Origin of the sequence: Glutamicibacter nicotianae (genome assembly GCF_016907615.1) — a bacterium.
GTDB lineage: Bacteria > Actinomycetota > Actinomycetes > Actinomycetales > Micrococcaceae > Glutamicibacter > Glutamicibacter nicotianae.
In genome coordinates, this window is sequence record NZ_JAFBCH010000001.1 from 867374 (window position 1) to 888612 (window position 21239).

A 21239-nucleotide genomic window follows, 5' to 3' on the forward strand; every position below is an offset into this window, starting at 1 on the left:
AAACTTACTGTGGTGGAAACACAATAGATAGGCAGCCGATAGACCGTGGACAAGTCTCCAGACAGCCATTCGGATTCAGGGCTCAAGAGCCTGCTCGACGAGCTGGCGCGCAGTTCCAGGATCCTACGCGTGTTCTCGCATATGGACCAGACGGATCCCGAGGTTTCCAACGCCTCCCATCATGTGCTCAAGACGCTGAAATCCCGTGAACCCACGCATGCTGCCGACCTTGCCCAGGTCCTCGGCATCGGCACTGCGGCAATGAGCCGGCACCTGGCGGAACTGGAGCAGTCGGGCCTGGTTGACAGGCGGCCCAGCCAAATCGATGCCCGCCGCCATGTGCTTTGGGTGACCGAGGCGGGGTGCGAGCGGCTTGAATTCCGCGACCGATTGCGCCTAGAGCGCATGCGCCAGGTCCTTCCCGACTGGGACAGCTCCCGCATGGCCAGTGTTGCCCACGCTTTGGGCGAGTTGAACGATACGATGATCCGCGGTATCCAATCCCGGCGCACCGATCAGTTCGGCACCGAGCAAAACACCACCGGAAACAACGCAGAAAATACCGACCTTGGATAAGAGCATGCCGGAAAAAGACCGTCCTACCGACCTCACCGAGGTGGCCGCGGACCAGCCGCAGATGGACCAGCGCGAGGTGCTCAAGTCCATCGCTGGAGTCTTGGCATCCTTCTTCGCCGCGATGCTCGCGGCGACCATCGTGTCCATTGCCCTGCCGACCATCATGGATGTCCTGGGCGGCTCGCAAACCGACTTCAACTGGGTCTTGAGCACCACGCTGCTGGCCAATGCCGCCACCACACCCATCTGGGGCAAGATGGCAGATCTCTTCGACAAGAAGAAGCTGCTGCAAGCGGGCATCCTGGTGTTCGTGCTCGGCTCGCTGCTGGCCGGGCTCGCCTGGTCGATACCTGTGCTGCTGTTCGCCAGGGTCATCCAGGGCATCGGCATGGGCGGGCTGACGGCCATGGGCATGGCGGTCATCGGCACGGTCATTCCGCCACGTGAACGCGGACGCTATTCGGGATATTTCGGCGCGGTCATGGCTGTCTCCACCGCGGCAGGCCCGCTGCTGGGCGGATTCATCGTGGACTCGCCGCTTGGCTGGCGCTGGTGCTTCTTCTTCGGCATTCCGATCAGTTTGCTCTCGATGATCCTGATCCACCGGACCCTGCACCTGAAGCACGTGAAGCGCCCGGTGCATATCGACTGGGTGGGCGCCATCCTGCTGACCACCTCCGTCTCCATCCTGCTGATCTGGGTGTCCTATGTGGGCAAGGATGATTACTTCGGCTGGAATTCGTGGCAGACCTACACCATGGTCTCGACGGTCATCTTGCTGGCAACAGCGCTGCTGCTCGTGGAATCGCGGGTTCCCGAACCGATCATCCCGCTGAAGATCATTTGCACCCGGACCACGTCGCTGGCGATCCTCGCCTCGATCTCGATCGGCGTGGGAATGTTCGGCACCGGCGCCTTCATCGGCCAGTACTTCCAGATCGCCCGCGAAGCCACGCCCACCATGGCCGGGCTGATGACCTTGCCGATGATCGCCGGCAACTACTTCGGATCGGTCTTCTCGGGACAGATGATCACCCGCTTCGGCCGGTGGAAAATCTACCTGCTGATCGGTTCAATCCTCAATATCGCCGGCCTCGGCCTGCTGGGAACGATGCACCACGATACCGAATACTGGATCTTGGCCTGCGGCATGTTCCTGAACGGCGTGGGCATGGGGTTCATGCTGCAGAACCTGGTGCTCTCGGTGCAGAACACGGTGAAAGTCACCGATATCGGTGCGGCGAGCTCTTCGGTGGCGTTCTTCCGTTCAGTTGGCGGCTCAGCAGGCGTCGCGGTGCTCGGCGCGCTGCTGTCCCGCAATGTGGCTGACCTCATCACCGAATCCTTGGCGGCCAAGGGGCAGCTTTCCGCGGCACCGGCCACCGAGGATTCGCTGAATCTTTCGGGGATGCCCGATGCGTTGCGGCTGGTGGTCGAAGCCGCCTATGGCGAGGCGACAGGTATCGTCTTCACCGTTTCGGCAGCCGTGGCAGTTATCGCCTTCGTATGCGTCGTGCTCATCAAGGAAGTGCCGCTGCGCAAGACGATCTAGCGGGCGTGGCGTTGTCGCGGAGGCGAATCAGGATAAGCTTCAAACCATGAGTAGCATGCAACCGATCCAGCAGAAGGCGTCCCTGACCGAGCAGGTGTCCACGATGATCCGCGCTGCCATCGTTGCCGGCGAGATGGCTCCGGGGGAGCACTACTCAGCCATCGGCATCTCGGAAAAGCTGGGCGTCTCGCGGACTCCGGTGCGCGAGGCCCTGCAGCTGCTGGAAAAAGAGGGCATCGTGACCGTGGCGAAAAACCGCGGGGTGCGCGTCAACCAGATTTCCCTGGACGAGATTGTGGAAGTCTTCCAGCTGCGGCTGGCCATTGAACCTGCTGCTGCCTCACGTGGCGTGCGGAATGCGACGGAGGATGACATCCAGCAGTTGAAGTCGCTGCACCAGCGCATGCTTGAGATCGGTGAAACCGGTGATGGCCGGGCAACGCTGGAAGCGGACAAGGAATTCCACCTCTACCTGCTGGGGCTGGCCGGCAACGCGAAGCTCGACAACGTGGTGGGGGAGTTGCGCAACCTGGTCCTGGCTCACGGGCAGACCACGGTGCCCTTCGCCCGGTCCAGCCAGGATCTGGCCGGGGACCGCGAGGAAATCATGGCAGCGATTCTTGCCAAGGATCCGGATGCCGCCGCAACGGCGGTTCGCGATCACGTCATGCGCACCGCACAGATGCTGATCAAGTCCGTCTGCTCGCGGACAGAGGGACTGGACGCGCAACCGTTCCTGGAGCGGTTGGACGCCTTGATTTCCTAGCATCAAGCCGCAGCGTTCCGCGCCAGCCTGAACGCAATTGGTGCCGAGGCGGCGGCGAAACATCATGAAATTCCTTGCCAAGGTGATCTGCACGACATAGAGTTGCATGCAACATGTAACTAATGATTTTTGTGGATTGAAGGTGTGGAAGCGAATGAGCCAACCGCTCGAAGGGATCAAGGTCATCGACCTCTCGCGCATCCTGGCCGGACCGCTGTGCTCCATGACCTTGGCGGACTTCGGAGCCGACGTCCTCAAGGTGGAAAGCGCTGCCGGGGATGAGACCCGCAGCTGGAAGCCGCCGGTCAACGCCCAAGGCATCAGCACCTACTACTGGTCGGTGAACCGCAATAAGCAGGCAGTAGTCGCCGACTTTGCGGACACGGCACAGCTGCACGCCCTGCGCGAATTGATCCGCGAGGCAGACGTGCTGGTGGAGAATTTCCGTCCCGGTGTCTTGGCAAAATTCGGCTTGGACTACGAGAGCTTGCGCGAACTGAATCCGGCACTGGTCTATTGCTCCATCTCGGGATTCGGCGAAAAGCAGGGTGCGGCACTGCCCGGCTTCGACCTGCTGGTGCAGGCAGTGGGCGGGCTGATGAGCATCACCGGCGAACCGTCGGGGCCGCCGAGCAAGGTGGGCGTGGCCCTGGTGGATGTCCTGGCCGCGCAGAATGCGGTGGCCGGGATCCTGCTGGCCTTGCGCGAACGCGATTCCAGCGGCATCGGCCAGCGGGTGAGCATCAACCTGCTCGGCTCGCTGCTGGCCGGGCTGACCAACCAGTCCAGCAGCACGCTGGCCACCGGAAAATCCCCGGCACGCATGGGCAACGCGCACCCGAGCATCGCCCCCTATGAAACCTTCGCAGCCAGCGATGGCGTCGTGGCGATCGCGGTAGGCAACGACCGCCAATTCGCCGCCCTGGCCCAGCACCTGGGCCAGCCGGAACTGATCCACGATCCGCGCTTTGGCAGCAACAGCGCACGCGTGGCCCACCGGACCGAACTGAAGGCCATCATCGAAGCGGCCACCGCATCGGCCACGGCCGCGCACTGGGCCAAAGCGCTGATGGCCGCGGGAGTCCCCGCCGGCAAGGTCAACTCCATCGCCGAGGCCATCGACTTCGCCAAGGAGCTCGGCCTGGATCCGGTCGCGCTGATCACCGATCCGGCCACCGGAGAGGTGACCGAGCAGATCGCCAGCCCCATCGGGCTCTCGCGCACCGGAGCCCAATACCGCAGCATCCCGCCGGCCCACGGGGAGCATCAAGAACTTCTGGGCACCTTCGCCAACAACTAATCGCAAGAACTTTCAAGGAGATACACCATGACCGCCATCGAACGCCTGCTGGACCCAGCGGACCTGATCAACTTCGACTCCCTGCTCTCGTCCGAGGAATTGGCGCTGCGAGATACCGTGCGCGGTTTCGTCAACGAGAACATCAAGCCGAATATCGCCAAGTGGTACAACGACGCGGTCTTCCCGCTGGAAATCGTTCCGGAGATGGCGAAGCTGGGCCTGCTGGGCATGCACCTTCAAGGCTACGGCTGCGCGGGCCGCTCGGCCGTGGAATACGGCATCGCCGGGGCCGAGCTGGAAGCCGGCGACTCGGGGCTGCGCACCTTCGTTTCGGTCCAGGGCTCGCTGGCCATGAGCGCCATCTACAAGCACGGCTCCGAGGAGCAGAAGCAAGAATGGCTGCCGAAGATGGCCGCCGGCGAAGCGATTGGCTGCTTCGGGCTGACCGAACCCACCGCAGGCTCGGACCCATCGAGCATGAAGACCTTCGCCCGCCGCGACGGCGATGACTGGGTGATCAACGGCTCCAAGCGCTGGATCGGCCTGGCCAACGTGGCCCAGGTGGCAGTGATCTGGGCGCAGACCGATGAGGGCATCCGCGGATTCGTCGTGCCCACCAGCACCCCTGGCTTCACCGCCACGCCAATCGAGCAGAAACTGTCCATGCGCGCCTCGATCCAGTGCGACATCGACATGGTGGATGTGCGCCTGCCAGGAACTGCGGTATTGCCGGAGATCAAGGGACTGAAGGGGCCTTTCTCATGCTTGAATGAGGCCCGCTACGGCATCCTGTGGGGTTCCATGGGCGCCGCCCGCGACGCCTTCGAGGCGGCCTTGGCCTACTCGCAGGAGCGCCTGCAGTTCGACAAGCCGCTGGCCGGATACCAGATGACCCAGCAGAAGCTGGTGGATATGGCCCTGGAAATCAACAAGGGCTTCCTGCTCGCCCTGCACATCGGCCGGTTAAAGGACGCCGGGAACCTGGATCTGCACATGATCTCGGTCGGCAAGCTGAACAACTGCCGCGAAGCCATCGCGATCTGCCGTGAAGCCCGCACCATCCTGGGTGGCAACGGCATCACCCTGGACTACTCGCCGCTGCGCCACGCCAACAACCTGGAGTCGGTGCGCACCTACGAGGGCACCGATGAGGTGCACACCCTGATCCTGGGCAACAAGCTCACCGGCGTGCCGGCCTTCCGCTAAGCCGCGAGCCCACAGAAAACGGGAAAGAGTCCAATGGAACTTTCGACAACAGTTGCCACCCTGGAGCACTGCATCAACGGTGCCTGGGTTCCCGGAGACGGCGGGCGCATCGGATCGACGGCCGCCGCAGACCAATCCAGCATCCTCGCCGAGGGCACCGCAGCCAGCACGGACCAGGTGGCGGCCGCCTTTGATGCCGCCCGCACGGCGCAGAAGTCCTGGGCAGCCACCCCGATGGCAGCCCGCGGCGCGATCCTGGCCAAGGCCGCCGGCTATCTGACGGAGCATGCCGAGGGCTTCGGCGCGGAACTGGCCGCCGAGGAGGGCAAGACCCGGGCCGAAGGCATTGGCGAAGTGCTGCGCGCAGCGCAGATCCTCATCTACTATTCCAGCGAATCCGAACGCGCTGCCGGCACCGTCTTCCAATCCCCGCGCGCCGGGGAGCAGATCCTGGTGACGCATAAGCCGCTGGGGGTGATCGGGGTGATCACGCCCTTCAACTTCCCCATCGCAATTCCTGCGTGGAAGATCGCCCCGGCGCTGGTCTTCGGCAACACCGTGGTGTTCAAGCCGGCCAGCCTGGTGCCGTTGCTGGCCATGCGCCTGGTGCAGGCCCTGGAGCATGGAGGGCTGCCCGCCGGCGTGCTCAATCTGGTCATCGGACCCGGAGCGCTGGGTGATGCCTTCATCGCCAATGAGCAGCTGGACGGGCTGACCTTTACCGGATCCACCGGTGTGGGCCGCAAGCTCTGCGCCGCCGGGGCAGCGCGCGGGATTCCGGTGCAGGCGGAAATGGGCGGCAAGAACGCATCGGTGGTGCTGGCCGACGCCGACCTGGACCTGGCCAGCGAGCAGGTGCTCTTCGGGGCGTTCCGCTCCACCGGGCAGAAGTGCACTGCCACGAGCCGGCTGATCCTCGATCAGGCCATCGCCGATGAGTTCTTGGCCAAGCTCACCGGGCGGCTCGCGCAGTGGGTGACCGGGGATCCACTGGATCCGTCGGTGCACATGGGTCCGCTGGTGGATGCCAAGGCGGCCACCTCGGCAGCCCAGGGGATCGAACGCTCGCTGGAACAGGGCACGACGCTGCACTATCGCGGGCAGGCTCCGGGCACTGGCAGCTTCCTGGCCCCGACCATCCTGGAGCTCCCTGACGGGGAAGCAGGGCGGGCCAACTGCGCGTGGCAGGAAGAATTCTTCGCACCGATCCTGGCGGTGCGCCGGGTCAACGGGTGGCAGGAAGCCTTCGATGCCGCTGAAGACTCGGAATTCGGCTTGAGCCTGGCGCTGTTCACCTCGAATCTCGCGCTGGCACTGGCAGCGCAACAAACTCTCGACGTGGGAATTTTGCATGTAAATTCGGAGTCAGCAGGCGCCGACCCGCATGTGCCTTTCGGCGGTGCGAAGGCTTCTGGCTACGGACCGAAAGAGCAGGGAGCGGCAGCTCGCGAGTTCTACACGCACACCACGACGACCTACCTGCGCGGCTGAAGGGTGCCGGGCGGGACTGCAAAGAAAGTAATGATCAATGACGATTGAACGTATTTTGGTGATTGGCGCCGGCACCATGGGCCGGCAGATTGCGATGAGCTGCGCGTTGGGCGGATACAGCACAGTGCTGCAGGACATCTCTGCCGACGCGCTGGACGCCGCCCGTGCCGAACTGGAATCCTGGGCTGCCGGGCGCGTGGCCAAGGGCAAGCTGGATCAGTCCACAGCCGACGCGGCGCTGGGACGCCTGGGCCAGGACACCGATCTGGTCCAGGGCGCGTCCACGGCGGACCTGGTCATCGAGGCCGCGGTAGAGCGCTTGGACATCAAGGAGCAGATCTTCGCGCAGCTCGGCGAGCATGCACCGGCCCACGCCATCCTTGCAACGAACTCCTCGACGCTGCCGTCCTCGAAGGTGGCCGAGGCCAGCGGCCGTCCGGAGCAGGTGTGCAATATGCATTTCTTCAATCCGGCATTGGTGATGAAGTGCGTCGAGGTGGTTCGCAATGCGCAGACCAGCGACGCCACCATCGAGGCCGTCACCGAGGTGGCCAACCGGCTGGGAAAGAACCCGGTGCTGGTGAACAAGGAGATCCCCGGGTTCATCGCCAACCGCATGATGGGCGCGATCAACGCCGAGGCGCTGAACCTGGCGCACGCTGGAATCGCCAGCATCGAGGACATCGACACCACCGCGAAAACCGCGCTGGGCCACCCCATGGGTCCGTTCGAGCTGATGGACATGGTGGGCCTGGATGTCATCGATTTCATTGCCCAAGCGACCTACGTCGAAACCGGCGATGCGGCCGATCAGCCGCACCCGCTGATCACCGAAAAAGTTGCAGCCGGCAAGCTGGGGCGCAAGAGCGGGGAAGGGTTCTACCCTTACTCCTGAGCACGGCCCAAGCTGGAAACGCCGCTGCCTGCCCGATTAGCATCGGGTGGGCAGCGGCGTTTTCCGTGCGGTTCTCCGAGGAGCTATTCAGCGACCTCTGGCTGCTCGCCGAGCTGGAAATGCCGTCCGGAGATGGAATCGACATTGACCCGGATCCAGAAATCCTTCTGGGTCGGGATCCATGGAGAGACGCCGCTTTCGCGCGCCTCCTTGATATCCGCTTCATGCTCCAGCACTTCGGCGCTGCCGTGCACGACCACCGACCACGCCTCATCGGAAAGGATGCCGTCGACTTCGAAGGCGATCTTTTCATTGATCGACATGGCCGCAAGCTTGTTTCCGGGCGCAGTGCGCAGGAACAATTTGCCGTTGTGCACCCCGTAGTTCACCGGGACGATATCGATCAACCCTGCAACCGCGGTCGCCACGCGTCCGTGGGAGGTGTGCGAGAGCAGCTGCCACGATTGGTCCTCGTCCAAGACCAGGACCGGACTGTTCATTTCGTGTTCGAATTTCATAGCACCAGTTTTCTACTCTTTGTAGAAAAGCGCAAGGGCCTGAGACACAAGTTCTCGTTTTCCCCTGCGCGGGCATCGGCATGAAAGACTGGAGCCATGAGTCATATTTCGGCTGATGGCGATGCGCGGCATGTAGCGTCGCGAATTGAAGACGGTGTGCATCGGTGGCGCGCGCGGCGTGCCCTGGCCAATGGCCATCAAGCGGTCATCCTGCCCTATGTGGGATATGGCTCCACCGGACCGAGCGGCGGCTGGATCCGCGTCTTCGCCCGTGTGGTGCTGGCCAAGCCGGGCGCCTTCGAGGACGGGCAGCACAAGGCCCAGGTGATTGCCGATGGCATTCGCGGCTTCCGCAACTTCATTTCCCCGATCCTCCCCGGCGGCAAGGTCAGCATCAACGTGGGCGACCATCGCTTCGAGGTGCAGGCCGATCGCGGCGGTGTCATCGATGTGAAGCTGATGGTCGACCTGCCTGCCGGCTGGAACGAGATCCGCCTCCAGGCCCATGATGGCGATGACGCGCAGGCAAAGATTCTCGTGATCGACCAGTCGCAGAAGTTCGGGGTGATCAGCGACGTCGATGACACGGTCGTGGTCACCGCGCTGCCGCGCCCGCTGCTGGCGGCCTGGAACTCCTTCGTGCTCTCGGAGCATGCCCGCGTGGCGACCCCCGGGATGGCGGTAATGCTCCAGACGGTGTTGCACGAGCATCCGGGATCGCCGACCATCTACCTGTCCACCGGCGCCTGGAATGTCGCGCAGACCCTGCAGCGCTTCATGTCGCGCAACTTGTTCCCCAAGGGCCCGCTGCTGCTCACCGACTGGGGGCCGACGGACCGTTCCTGGTTCCGCAGCGGAATGCAGCACAAGGTCGACCAGCTGCGCCGGCTGGCCGAGGAATTCCCGCATATTTCGTGGGTGCTCGTTGGCGATGACGGCCAGCATGATCCGGCCATCTATGCGGAGTTCGCGCGCCGCTACCCGGAACTGGTCCGGGCGATCGTGATCCGCCAGCTGACCCCTTCCGAAGCGGTGCTGGCCGGCGGCCGCTCGCATGAGTTGCGCCGGACCACTCCCGGGGTGCGCTGGGTCTACGAGCCGGACGGAGCGCGCATCCTGCGTGAACTGGCCAAGTTGGGGATCGCGGGCGATGGCAGCACGAACCTGCTGAAGGACGAATAGCTATGGATGGAACCACCCTGCGGGTGCAGGTGCCGATGCGCTGGGGCGACATGGATGCCTACGGGCATGTCAATAACGTCAACCTGATCCGGCTGATGGAAGAAGCGCGCATCGCCGGCTTCGGCGTGCCCGGCGGCACCGGGGCACCCGGCACCCAGCCGCAAGCCGACATCTTCTCGGCGGTTCCGGCCGGAACCCAGATTCTCGTTGTCGAGCATCGGGTGCGCTACTCCCGTCCACTGGAATACCGCAACGTGCCGGTCAACGTCGATCTGTGGGTTGCAAATATCAAGCCTGCGAGCTTCGACATCTGCTACGAATTCCGCGACCCGGTGGAAGACCACCTGTGCGTCAAAGCGGCCACGACCCTGGCCTATTTCGACCCGGCGACCTCGCGCGTGCAACGCCTGAGCCCCGAGGAGCGGGCTGGGCTCAGCGCATTTGAAGGGCCCTCGACCTTCCCGAAGTAAGCACTTGGGCTCCTGTCAATTAGGATTGATCTATCTACCCTTATTAGGACAGGAAGTGATGTTGTGTCCCAGCCCGCTGGTGGTCGCCCGCAAACTGGAGGCCGCACCGCGCGCCCTCAGGTCCTCCTGCAGGTCCTCAAGCGTGAGAGCATCGCACCGCATCTGGTGCGGCTCACCCTTGGTGGCCCAGGCATCTCAGATTTCGTCGACAAGCCGGTCACCGACCGCTACGTGAAATTCCTGTTCGCCAAGCCCGAGCTGGGACTCGAGCTGCCCTACGACATGGAGGCGCTGCGCGAGCAGCTGGCTCCCGAGGACATGCCGGTTCGCCGCACCTACACCGTGCGCCGCAGCGACATGGAGGCGGGCACCATCGAGGTCGACTTCGTGGTCCACGGCGATGAGGGCCTGGCAGGCCCGTGGGCGCGAGATGCGCAGATCGGCTCGTCCATCTGCTTCTCGGGCCCGGGCGGCATGTTCGTCCCCAAGGAAGAATTCGATTTCCACTTCTTCGCCGGAGACGAAACCGCCATCCCCGCCATCGCCGCATCCCTGGAATCCATGTCCCCGCAGATGAAGGGCCTGGTGGTCATCGAGGTCGCCGACGAGGCCGATGAAATGCAGCTGCAGGCTCCGGCCGGCATGGAAATCCGCTGGATCCACCGCAATGGGCAATTCACCCCGGAAAGCACCATCCTCGAGTCGGTGATCCGCGAGATCCCGTGGCCCGAAGGCCGCGTGCAGGTCTTCGCCCACGGTGAGCGCGAAGTGATGAAGAAGCTGCGCCACTTCTTCTATGACGAGCATGGAGTGGACCGCCGCGACATGTCGCTATCCGCCTACTGGGCCTACGGTCGCGCCGAAGACGCGTTCCAGGCCGAGAAGCGCACGGACATCGGCAAGATTTTCGCCGATTAGCCTGAGTGCCGTCACCTGATTCGCCGAAGTTAGATTGACCTAAGAAACTATTTGAAAAATTACGCAAATAGGTATTGACGTTATTGCCGGTTCTTAGGTTATGCTTATTCCAGAGCTTCTCCCGTGTGTGGTCGGGAGAAGCGTCAAGCTTGACCGATATTTATCGGCTAGCTCACTGCATGCCGGGGCTGCTCACCTCGGAGCAGTGAGGGGCGTAGCCGGCTTGAATTAGGGGAATGGAGAATCGGAGGACTTGCTCAGTCGGCCGATTCGTCGAAAAGGGAGCTTATCAAGATTGCACACCTTGATAAGCTCCCTTTCTCGTCCCTAGGGATTTGCTGCATCAAAAGACCACAGCAGTAGGGTCGCCAGATAGCCAGCGCCCCGAGGCGGGGGTGCGACGACCGCACCGCCATCGCGAAGCTTCCCCAGGGCTCGGCGGACGACCAGATCCGAATCGAGGAAAATCTCCGGATCCCGCAATCCGCGCAGCGCCATGTAATTGCGCGTCCATGGGCCCACCCCGCGCAGCGCCTGGAGCTGATCCAGGAATGCCGGTGCGTCGCCAAGCAGGAATTGCCCGCTGAGATCGAACCATTCGGCCACCGATTGCAGTGTCACCGCCCGCGAAAGCGGGCAGCGTATGATCTGCTGCAATTCTGCAGGCGTGCAGGCGGCCGTTGCGGCAGCCGAGGGGAAGGCCTGAAGGCCTGAGTTGTGCGGCTGGCCCAAGGCATCGACGTAGCGTCCACCCAAGGTCCGTGCCGCCGCCAGGGACACCTGCTGCCCGATGACAGTGGTCGCCAGGGCCTCGAAAGGATCCGGGTAGCTGATCAGCCGCAGGTGGGGGAAGTCCATGGCCAGTGGCTGGTAGCCCGGCAGGGCACCAAGCGCCGCATAGGCCGCACTGGTGTCCTGCTGCAGCCCCAGCCAATGGTTGATGATCCCGGTCAGCCGGGCAACGGATTCCGGCGGGGCGTCATGGGTGAGCGATACGCCGAAGGCATCCAGCCTCAGGGAAACTTCTACCAGTTGTCCCTGCACCTGCAGGATGCGCTGGACCTGGGCCGCGGCGGGGTCCAGCCGCTCCTGGGCTGGCAGCGAATGCAATGCCAGCACCGCCAGCGCGTGGCCGGGATCCAGTGTTCTGGTTGCAGGCAGGCGCAGTTCCATTCGTTTAGGCCCAGATGCCGGAGGTGCCTCGGCGGTGCGAGCCGATCAGGTGGGTGTCCACCATGCCGATGGCTTCCATCAGGGCGTACATGGTGGTCGGGCCGACGAACTTGAAGCCCCGCTTCTTCAGCGCCTTGGCCAGCTCCTTGGACTCCGGGCTTTGCGTGGGGATCTCGCTGAAGGTGCGCGGAGCCGGCGTCTGCTCCGGCTTGAATGACCAGATGAAATCGGACAGGCCACCCTCTTCGCGAAGCATCAGGGTTGCTTCGGCGTTGGCGATTGTAGCGCGGATCTTCAGCCGATTGCGCACGATCCCTGCATCTTCCATCAGCCGATTGAAGTCATCTTCGGTGAACAGGGCGACCTTCTCGGGATCGAAGTATTCGAAGGCCTGGCGGAATGCCTCGCGCTTGGACAGGATAATGGCCCAGGACAGGCCCGACTGGAAGCATTCAAGGCTGAGCCGCTCGAAAAGGCCGGCTTCCGAAGTGATCGGCATGCCCCATTCAGCATCGTAGTACGCGCGGAGCATGCCATTCGAAGCGGCCCAGCGAGGGCGCGCCAACCCGTCCTCGCCAACGATGAGATCTTCAGTCATATTTTCATCTTCCCATCCATCCGGATTCTCGCAGTGCCATGCAACGTTGCGTTTCGTGGCCACGTGGCCTATCATCGTTATATGGCGATAATAGAGTCAGATATCGATGCAGTGGAAGTCCGCAACGGCAAGCTCCAGTTCGCGGCGCTCTTCCATGCGCTCGCCGACCCGACGAGGCTGCTGATCCTTGACCACCTGCGGACCGGGGAGCACAAGGTCAGGGAACTGACCGAGCATCTGGGCCTGGCCCAAAGCACGGTCAGCGCGCACCTGTCCTGCCTGAAGGACACCGGCCTGGTCCGCGTCAGAAGCCAGGGGCGGGCCAGCATCTACTCGCTGGGCCAGCAAGAAGCGCTTGATGCCCTGGCCGCCGCCGCGTCGGCACTGCTGCCGCAGGACGCGGCCCACCACCAGTGGCACGAAGCCCACGGCACGGACCGGAGGGAGGACTGAGCATGGGACACGACCACTCCCACGGCCACTCGCATGACCATTCAGGAGCCAACCGGACCCGTCTGGCGTGGGCCTTCGCCATCACCGCGACGATCCTCGTCGCCGAAGTGGTTGGCGCGATCCTCACCAATTCCCTGGCCTTGCTGGTTGACGCGGCGCATATGCTCACCGATACCCTGGGGCTCCTGCTCGCGCTGACCGCCGCCAACCTGATCATGCGCAAGCCCACGACGAAGCGCACCTGGGGATTCCGCCGCGCCGAAGTGCTCTCGGCTACCTTCCAATCGGCCTTGCTGCTGGCGGTGGGCATCTATGCCGCGGTCGACGCGGTCCGCCGGCTCTTCGCCCCGGCAGAAGTGCAGCCGGCCGGGCTGCTGGCCTTCGGCATCATCGGCCTGGCCGGCAACGTCATCTCCATGTGGATCATTTCCGCGGGTCGCAACAACAACCTCAACATGCGCGCGGCCTTCCTGGAAGTGGTCAACGACGCATTGGGCTCGGTCGCCGTCATCATTGCCGCACTGGTCATCACCTTCACCGGGTGGATGCGGGCGGACTCCGTGGCGGCGCTGGTGATCAGCGCCCTGATCGTTCCGCGAGCCACGAAGCTGCTGGGGGAGACCACCCACATCCTGCTCGAATCCACGCCGAAGGGCTTGGATTTGATTGCGGTCAGGGAGCATTTGGAAGCATTGCCCGGAGTCATCGCGGTGCATGATCTGCATGCCAGCCAGATTGCCTCCAACCTTCCGGTGCTCACCGCCCATGTGGTGGTCGAGGATTCCGTGTTCTCCACCGGCACGGCCGGCGGGTTGCTGCGCGATCTCCAGCAATGCGTGGCCGACCACTTCACCGTGAGCATCGAGCACTCGACCTTCCAGATCGAGCCGGACTCGCACCAGCTCACCGAACGCGAGCACGGCTGCTAGGCGGACAGCACCGGGTGGAGGCGATCCGCGGCTTCGCTCATCCCCTGGTATGACGTGGCCCCGCTGAACTGGATCCTGGCGGTTGATGCCGGTATGGCTAGGTGATTTGTAGTCTTTCTAATATGACTTCCGAGACTATGCCGAAAACCGAGAACGCGGTCGCTGCCCGCGGCCTGACCAAGACCTACGGGCACGACAGCACCAGGGTCGAAGCCCTGCGCAACGTCACCGTTTCCTTCGAACGATCCCGCTTCACCGCCATCATGGGCCCTTCGGGCTCCGGCAAATCCACGCTGATGCACTGCCTGGCTGGCCTGGATACCGCCGATTCCGGCGAAATCGTCATTGGCGGGAAGAACCTGCTGGAACTGAGCGATGACCAGCTGACCGAGATGCGCCGCGAGCAGATCGGCTTCGTCTTCCAGTCCTTCAACCTGGTGCCCACCATCAGCGCCAAGGACAACATCCTGCTGCCGCTGTCGCTGGCCGGCAAGAAGCACGACCGCGACTGGTTCAACACCGTCATCCAGGCCCTGGGCCTGCGCGACCGGCTGAACCACAAGCCGCATGAGCTCTCCGGCGGCCAGCAGCAGCGCGTGGCGGTAGCCCGGGCGCTGCTCACCCGGCCGGAAGTCGTCTTCGGCGATGAGCCAACCGGCAACCTCGATTCGCGCACCGGCGCCGAAGTGCTCTCCTTGATGCGCACCTCCACCCGCGAGATGGGCCAGACCATCATCATGGTCACCCACGACCCGGTGGCCGCTTCCTATGCGGACAATGTGCTGCTGATGAAGGACGGCACGATTGTCGGTTCCATCCAGGAGCCCACCGTGGCTGCCGTAACCGAGGCCCTGGCCTCCCTGGCGGAGTAGGCAATGCTGCACGTAGCGCTTTCGAATATCAAGACCTATGCGCGGCGGTATATCGCCGTCATCCTGGCGGTGGCCATCGGCACCGCCTTCCTCGCCGCAACCCTTGCGGTGAATTCCTCCACCCAAGCCACCTTGCGCAACTCTCTGGGCGACGCGTACAAGAATGCGGACCTGGTCGCCTACCCGGACTGGGAATTGCTGGGCGATGCCGATGAACCGACCCGGCTGGACATGAAGGACATCGCAGCGATCCGCGACCTGCCCGGGGTCTCCACCGCCTACGGCGTGGGCTACGCGTACGGGCAGATGCACACCTCGGACAACGGCTACACCGTGGCCCTGCAGCCGGTGGATCCCAACCAGCGGCTCGGCGGCCTGGAACTGCTCGAAGGGCGCCCGCCGCTGAGCGGCAACGAGATGATCGTCGATGAGGCCCACGCCGAGGACATGGGCATCTCCATCGGCGATGTCGTGGCACTGGGCAATGAGCAGGGCAAGACCGAGAACATGAAGATTGTCGGCATCCAGCGCTCCAGCACCAACCCGCAGGTGGCTGCCACCGCCCTGGGCGGGCTCAGCGAGAAGTCCTGGATCCAGTTCGCCGATGGGCAGGAGGACTTCGGGGAAATCGTGATCAACGCCCAGGGTCCGCTGCCCGCGCTGGAAACCGAGCTGCAGGAGCACTTCGCCAGCCAGCAGATGAAGGACATCGCCGTGCTCACCGCGGACGAGAAGGTCGTCCACGATGTCGCGCAGATGACCGATGGCACCGACCAGCTCACCGTCGTGCTCGTGGTCTTCGCGCTGATCGCCCTGGTGGTCACAGGGCTCGTCGTGGTCAACACCTTCTCCGTGGTGATCGCCCAGCGCACCCGCGAACTGGCGTTGCTGCGCATCCTGGGCGCCAAGCGCAAGCAGATCCGCAGCTCGGTCCTCGTCGAGGCCCTGCTTATCGGCATCGCCGCCTCGGTGATCGGCGTCCTGCTGGCCATTGCCCTGATGGCCGGGCTGATCGAGGTGCTGCATGCACTGGTGCCGTCGATGTCCTATGCCACCTTGGCGCTGAACCCCGCCGGGATCATCATCCCGATCATCGTCGGCATCCTGATGACGGTGATCTCCGCTAGCCTGCCAGCACGCCGCGCCATGCGGCTGGCGCCGCTGGCAGCGCTGCGCCCCTTCGATGCGGCCAGCGTGAAGAACCGGGCCGGCAAGGTGCGCATCGTCATCGGCGCCCTGCTGGCACTGGCCGGAGCCGCGGGACTGGCCTACGGCGCGCTTGAAGGGGACCTGATCATCGCCTTCCTCGGCGGACTGGTGTCCTTCCCGGGCATCCTGATGCTCGCCTCGCTCTTCGTCCCCTCCAGCGTGGCGGGGATCGGCAAGGCCGTCGCAGGCAACTCGACGGCCGGCAAGCTGGCCGCGCTGAACGCCGTGCGCAACCCCGGGCGCACCACGGCCACTGCTACGGCGCTGCTGATCGGCGTCACCCTGGTGTCGATGATCATGGTTGGCGGGCAGACCGCCAAGGCCAGCTTGAACAACTCCATCGCCGGGGAATTCCCGGTGGATGTGATGGTCGCGTTGCCGGGCACCGGCCTGCAGGAAGCCGAGGCCAAGGACTTCGCCGAGCAGATCGGGGAACTGGAAGGCGTCGACGCCACCGCCACGTACGACTTCGGCTCGGCGACCGCGGAATTCAGCACGGAAGAAACCTACGAGGTGCAGCTGATGGCCGTTGACCCGCAGCCATTTGCCGACGTGGCGCTGTCCGAGGGCATCGTTCCAAAAGATGGGCAGATCGTATTCACGCAGTGGCCCACCGAGGACACCTCGCTGAGCATCGGCGGCCAGACGCTTCAAATCAAGTCCTCAACTGCCACGGTGGATGGGAACATCGTGAGCAAGCAGACCTTCAGCAAGCTCGGAATCGATGAATCGCAAGCCTTCTCCGGGATCCTGGTGAAGACCGATGAGCAGTTGGCCAGCTCGAAGATCAATGACCTGGTCAGCGAAATCGCGGATATCACCGGTGTGGACTCATCGATGATCTCTGGCGGCGTGGTCATGAAGTCCATGTTCTCGCAAGTCATCGACGTCCTGCTGGCAATCGTCTCGGCGCTGCTGGCGGTAGCGGTGCTGATCGCGCTGATTGGCGTCGCCAATACGCTCAGCCTCTCGGTGCTGGAGCGCACCAGGGAGAATTCCCTGCTGCGGGCACTGGGCCTGAAGAAGAAGCAACTGCGTAGCATGCTGGCCACCGAAGCGGTGCTCATCGGCGGTGTAGCGGCCTTGCTCGGCCTGGTGCTGGGCGTTGCCTACGGCCTGCTCGGAGCCCGCTCGGCGCTCTCCTCCATGGGTGCGATGACCTACGAGATCCCATGGTGGCAGCTGGCGGTGGTCCTGCTGATCAGCATTGTGGCAGCCCTGTTGGCCTCGGTGACTCCGGGCCGCCGGGCAGCAAAGCTGTCGCCAGTCGAAGGCCTGGCTACCGAGTAGCCGGCAACTAGCCAAGCTGCGGTGGCCCTGGAAGCGCACGCTTCCAGGGCCACCGCTTTTTTGGGCTCCGGCTGAGCCCGGTAGGCTGTCAGCATGAACGTTGAACTCACCAGATTCCGCGTCCTGCCCGGCAAAACTGCGCAGGTCAATGACTGGCTGGAATTTCTGAACAGCCATATGCCCGCGGTGCTGGACACCCTTGAGGGGGAGAAGATGTATGTGGAAACAATCTTCAGCGAGACCCTGGATGGCGTCGACTACCTGTACTGGTACAGCATCCGAGGCGAGGGCGGCATCGAGGTGCAGGATTCTGCCCATGAAGTCGACAAGGTGCATCTGGAGTATTGGAAGGAATGCATCGACCCTGGCTTCGCACCCCAAGAGCTGACCCCACGGGTGCTCATGATTCCTGAACGCGTGCAGCGCAGCATGCACTAGCGTCCATAGTAAAAAGCACTCGGTCCAGAACCCGCACGGCGAGTTCTGGACCGAGTGCTTTTTGCCGTGATGGCTAGCTGCGCAGGGTAATCGTGGTGGCCATGGCCGGGGAACGGCCGGTAGTCACGAAGCCCGAAATGTTGGATCCCGGATGCTTGATGATGTCCGTGATGGATCCCAGATGGCGGCTCAAATCGATCTTGTCTTCAGGGGCCGCGAGCACCAGATGGAAACCGAACTCCTGCAACGCGCGTATGCCTGCCGCCGCATATTCGGAGTTGGCCTGGATGAAGGCCTCGTCAATCATCACCGTGCCGTAGGAGGTGAACCCGGCCGAGGCGAAGCCCAGCTGGTAGGCCAAGGCTGCACCCATGATGAACGAGGTGAAGCGCTGGCCTTCGCCGCCGGAGAGCGTGCCCGGTTCCAGGCCGGTTTCGATTTCTCCATTGGGCTTGTGCTCGTTGCACCTGATCATCACATGCTGACGGACATCGAGCACGGTGGAGCGCCAGGCGGTCATGGCTGGGTCGCTGAGCGCGGTGACCAGTGCCTCCAGCGCCTGGTACGAGCTGGCCAGGGCGCTTTCGTCCTTGGTGGTGTAGGCCTCCTGCAACGCGTCCTTCAATTCCTTGCGGAAGGTGCCGGCCTCCACCGGAATCGCATTGGCCACTTCCAGGCGGAGCACCGAGCCATGCTCGAAGGCCACCTCGGACAGAATCTGGTTCAGCGGCTTGATGCGCTCGGAGATCATCCGGCGCTCTTCATCCAGCAGCTGCAACAGGTCGCTGAAGCGTTCGTAGGAACGGTTCGCGAAGTATTCGCGGAACTGCGCCTCATGGTGAGGCAGGCCATCGGCCACAATCTGGTCGTGCAGCTGCGCATAGTGCTCTGCGGCTTCAGCGGTGGTGCCGTGGGTTTGCGCGTGGGAGGTGCCGAACTCGCGGGCGAACCGGCGGAAGGTTTCGCTCAATGCGCCGCCGATTTCCTGGCGCCGCGACTGCAGGGAATTGACCTGGCTGCCCAGCTGGAGCTTGACCTCGGCAAAGGCTTCGCTGATCTCCTCGCTGGCAGGGCAGTCGCCGGCGGCCACCTGCTGCAGTACCGGACCCAGCAGCTGATGCTGGTGCAAGGCCGGTGGAATGCTGTCCTCCCATCCGGAATCCAGCTCTTCGCTGGCGGAGAGGATCTGCTGCGCGCGCTGAACCTGCAGCCCAAGATCGGCAATGCGCGAGCGGACCAGCGCCAGGTCGCCGACCAGCGTCTCGGCCTCGGCCTTCGCCGTTTCAATCTGCTGGCGGACCCGGGAGGAGTCCCCGGACAGTGCCAGTGCATCGCCGAGCTTCTGCTCGCTGCGGCGCAATGCTTCCAGCGCTTCGGAGGCATCGAGTTGGCCGAAAGTCCGCTCGTCGGCAATCAGCGCCTGCAGCAGCTGGGCCTTGGCCACGACCTTGTTCTTCGCCGCGCTGCGCTCGTCGACAGCCTGCTGGGCCTTGACGATCTTCTCGTCCAGCCGCGCCGCCTTGGACTGCAGCTCGGCGATCTTCGACTCGTTGGTGAAGCCCAGCAGGTACTCGGACGCCGGCAAGGTGCGGGTATCGCGCTCAAAGGATCCGGTGCCGGACTTGATCGTGCCGGCCGGGGTGATTGCCTTGGGGTGCACATGCATGGCGGCATCGTTCTCGACGCAGGCCAATGGATAGTCGGCGGTGATCTTGGCCTGCAGCCAGGCCCCGGCCTCGCCCGGCGCGAAGTCCAGCTTGGTGACCAGGTCTGCCGGACCGGCCTGCGCGGTGCGCGGCTGCTGCGAGATGTCGCTCCACCTCACACGGCCCAGCCCGTCCAGCCGGTCGATGGCGTGGGTGACCTGGGCGAGCAGCTCGCCCGGAACCAGCAGGGTGCGGGCCAGCGAATGCAGGGACTTTTCAGCGGCCAAGCGCCAGCTGCCGGCATCGGCTGAGACATCCATGAGCTCGCCAGCGAAGGGAAGCTGTTCTTCCTTGAGCGAGCAGGCCGAGGCGATGGCACGGCGGGCGGCGATCGACCGGTCATCGATATTGCTGGCCCGGCGCTGGTAGGAGCGGATCTGCTCGGCCAAGGTTTCTGCGCGTTTGCGCAGGTTGACCAGGGTGGCCATGGCCTCGTACTCGACGGTCTGGGCATCATGGGTAATCGAGCTGAGCTGCTGCAGGGTGCGCGCGGCATTGGCCCGCAGCTCATCCAAGCCGGTGGCGGAGAATTCAAAGGACAATCCGGCATCCGCCGCCTGCTGCTGCAGGGTGCGGATGAGATTTTCCTTCTCGCTCAGCGCCTTGCGGGCCACATCGGCTTCGCGCTCCAGCAGCATCAGGGAAGCGGAGCCGGCGGAATCGTGGGCGGCTTCCAGCGACGCCAGCTGGTCATCGAGCTGTTCCTTGCGCTGGCGCAGCTCGGCCTCGTCGGCCTTGAGCTTGGCCAGCTCGGATTCATGGGAGGCCAGGTCATTGCGCAGCACCAGCTGGCGGACCTGGGCTTCCAGGGTGTTCACGTCGCTTTCCAGCAATTGCCGGGTGCTGACAATCTGCCTGGCCAAATCGCGGTAGGCCTGGTCCTGCTCGGGGACCTGCGCCAGCACGTCGCGCTGGGCCCGGGCGGTATCCAGCTGGCGGTAGATGCCGCGCAGGTGGGCGAAGTCCTCCACCGCCGCGGCGGCGGCTTTCAGCGTGGCTGGTTCTTCCAGCACCTCATGGCGGAAGAACTGGTTGACGCCCTTGGCCAGGCCCTTGCCGTTCTGCAAGGTGCGCAGCAGAGCGAAAGCCTTGTCGCTTTCCACTCCGAGCCGGCGGCGCAGGCGCTCGATGAACGCCTTGTGCGTATCGAAGGCTTCGCTGGGTGCCAGAGCCTTGGACAGCGAGGACGCAGTGAAGCGGCGCGGTCCGTGGTTTTCCAGCTCCGCGATATCGACCTTGCCCTCGCACAACAGGTAGTGCTTGGAGACCTGGCCTTCCAGACCGGCGTCGGGCAGGTCAAAGACCGCGCCGGCGGTCACGGTGTTGCCCATGCCGTCGTCGTAGCTGAGCACAATGGCGCTCCACGTCGCGCCCGGACGCTGGTAGACGGTACCTGAGCTGGTCTTGAACTTGCGCCCGCGCATATAGGAGAACGTGGTGCGGCGGTCCTCGCGGGTGGCCGCATCATTGGCCGATTCGTTCAGCCGGGGAGTGGCGAAGAAGACGTGGCCCATCGCATCGAACAGGGTGGATTTGCCTACGCCCGGATGGCCGGTGACCAGCGTGCCGGCACGGTCCACCGCCAGATCATGCAAGCCGTGGAAGGTGCCCCAGTTGACGATCTGTACTCGGCTCAGGCGATGCTGGCCTGGATTGAGCGCCCCGCCTAGCGGGAGAGTCATTTCAATGCTCATCGG

19 protein-coding genes are annotated in these 21239 nt (G+C 63.9%); 15 read left to right on the forward strand and 4 right to left on the reverse strand.

Annotation, left to right across the window (positions count from 1 at the left end; translation table 11 throughout):
• Positions 1–45 precede the first annotated feature (45 nt).
• From JOE62_RS04380 to JOE62_RS04410, 7 genes are all read left to right on the forward strand, one after another.
• On the forward strand, positions 46–576 hold the full coding sequence (locus JOE62_RS04380) for a MarR family transcriptional regulator (protein ID WP_204720627.1): 531 nt from the start codon (positions 46–48) through the stop codon (positions 574–576).
• A 4-nt stretch (positions 577–580) separates the two neighbouring features.
• Positions 581–2128: an MFS transporter gene (locus JOE62_RS04385; RefSeq protein ID WP_239543185.1), complete on the forward strand. Its 1548-nt coding sequence runs from the start codon at positions 581–583 to the stop codon at positions 2126–2128.
• 46 nt (positions 2129–2174) lie between these two features.
• A complete protein-coding gene (locus JOE62_RS04390; protein ID WP_204720631.1) occupies positions 2175–2894 on the forward strand; it encodes a GntR family transcriptional regulator in 720 nt (239 codons plus the stop codon).
• A 154-nt stretch (positions 2895–3048) separates the two neighbouring features.
• Positions 3049–4194: a CaiB/BaiF CoA transferase family protein gene (locus tag JOE62_RS04395; protein WP_204720633.1), complete on the forward strand. Its 1146-nt coding sequence runs from the start codon at positions 3049–3051 to the stop codon at positions 4192–4194.
• Between the two features lie 27 nt (positions 4195–4221).
• The gene (locus tag JOE62_RS04400) at positions 4222–5400 is read left to right on the forward strand and encodes an acyl-CoA dehydrogenase family protein (protein ID WP_204720635.1); all 1179 of its coding nucleotides are present in this window, start codon (positions 4222–4224) and stop codon (positions 5398–5400) included.
• Positions 5401–5433: 33 nt separating this feature from the next.
• Positions 5434–6891 carry an aldehyde dehydrogenase family protein gene (locus tag JOE62_RS04405; RefSeq protein WP_204720637.1) on the forward strand — a complete coding sequence of 486 codons (1458 nt, stop codon included), beginning with the start codon at positions 5434–5436 and terminating at the stop codon, positions 6889–6891.
• Between the two features lie 37 nt (positions 6892–6928).
• A complete protein-coding gene (locus tag JOE62_RS04410) occupies positions 6929–7786 on the forward strand; it encodes a 3-hydroxyacyl-CoA dehydrogenase family protein (RefSeq protein ID WP_204720639.1) in 858 nt (285 codons plus the stop codon).
• A gap of 83 nt (positions 7787–7869) precedes the next feature.
• On the opposite strand, the gene JOE62_RS04415 is transcribed toward JOE62_RS04410, so the two are convergent.
• Positions 7870–8304 carry a pyridoxamine 5'-phosphate oxidase family protein gene (locus JOE62_RS04415; protein ID WP_204720641.1) on the reverse strand — a complete coding sequence of 145 codons (435 nt, stop codon included), beginning with the start codon at positions 8302–8304 and terminating at the stop codon, positions 7870–7872.
• Between the two features lie 96 nt (positions 8305–8400).
• Between JOE62_RS04415 and JOE62_RS04420 the strand changes: the two genes are divergently transcribed.
• From JOE62_RS04420 to JOE62_RS04430, 3 genes are all read left to right on the forward strand, one after another.
• Positions 8401–9486, forward strand: coding sequence for an App1 family protein phosphatidate phosphatase (locus JOE62_RS04420; RefSeq protein ID WP_204720643.1), 1086 nt, complete (start codon positions 8401–8403; stop codon positions 9484–9486).
• A 2-nt stretch (positions 9487–9488) separates the two neighbouring features.
• Positions 9489–9956 carry an acyl-CoA thioesterase gene (locus JOE62_RS04425; RefSeq protein ID WP_204720645.1) on the forward strand — a complete coding sequence of 156 codons (468 nt, stop codon included), beginning with the start codon at positions 9489–9491 and terminating at the stop codon, positions 9954–9956.
• Between the two features lie 63 nt (positions 9957–10019).
• Positions 10020–10874: an SIP domain-containing protein gene (locus tag JOE62_RS04430; protein ID WP_204720647.1), complete on the forward strand. Its 855-nt coding sequence runs from the start codon at positions 10020–10022 to the stop codon at positions 10872–10874.
• Positions 10875–11201: 327 nt separating this feature from the next.
• On the opposite strand, the gene JOE62_RS04435 is transcribed toward JOE62_RS04430, so the two are convergent.
• Together JOE62_RS04435 and JOE62_RS04440 are read right to left on the reverse strand one after the other, a co-directional pair.
• A complete protein-coding gene (locus JOE62_RS04435; RefSeq protein WP_204720649.1) occupies positions 11202–12047 on the reverse strand; it encodes a DNA-3-methyladenine glycosylase family protein in 846 nt (281 codons plus the stop codon).
• Between the two features lie 4 nt (positions 12048–12051).
• Positions 12052–12645 (reverse strand): DNA-3-methyladenine glycosylase I, encoded by a 594-nt coding sequence (locus JOE62_RS04440; RefSeq protein WP_204720652.1) that lies wholly within the window; start codon positions 12643–12645, stop codon positions 12052–12054.
• A gap of 81 nt (positions 12646–12726) precedes the next feature.
• Here JOE62_RS04440 and JOE62_RS04445 point away from each other — a divergent pair, with 81 nt between their 5' ends.
• The 5 genes from JOE62_RS04445 (at position 12727) to JOE62_RS04465 (ending at position 17836) form a co-directional block, all read left to right on the forward strand.
• The gene (locus tag JOE62_RS04445; RefSeq protein ID WP_038990007.1) at positions 12727–13098 is read left to right on the forward strand and encodes an ArsR/SmtB family transcription factor; all 372 of its coding nucleotides are present in this window, start codon (positions 12727–12729) and stop codon (positions 13096–13098) included.
• 2 nt (positions 13099–13100) lie between these two features.
• Positions 13101–14027, forward strand: a complete 927-nt coding sequence (locus JOE62_RS04450) for a cation diffusion facilitator family transporter (protein WP_204720654.1) — start codon at positions 13101–13103, stop codon at positions 14025–14027.
• Positions 14028–14149: 122 nt separating this feature from the next.
• Positions 14150–14899, forward strand: a complete 750-nt coding sequence (locus tag JOE62_RS04455; protein ID WP_149596367.1) for an ABC transporter ATP-binding protein — start codon at positions 14150–14152, stop codon at positions 14897–14899.
• Positions 14900–14902: 3 nt separating this feature from the next.
• Positions 14903–17398 carry an ABC transporter permease gene (locus JOE62_RS04460; RefSeq protein WP_204720656.1) on the forward strand — a complete coding sequence of 832 codons (2496 nt, stop codon included), beginning with the start codon at positions 14903–14905 and terminating at the stop codon, positions 17396–17398.
• A gap of 93 nt (positions 17399–17491) precedes the next feature.
• Positions 17492–17836, forward strand: coding sequence for a DUF6176 family protein (locus JOE62_RS04465; RefSeq protein WP_204720658.1), 345 nt, complete (start codon positions 17492–17494; stop codon positions 17834–17836).
• A gap of 73 nt (positions 17837–17909) precedes the next feature.
• Here JOE62_RS04465 and JOE62_RS04470 read toward each other — a convergent pair whose 3' ends face one another.
• Positions 17910–21236 (reverse strand): ATP-binding protein, encoded by a 3327-nt coding sequence (locus tag JOE62_RS04470; protein ID WP_204720660.1) that lies wholly within the window; start codon positions 21234–21236, stop codon positions 17910–17912.
• Positions 21237–21239 lie beyond the last annotated feature (3 nt).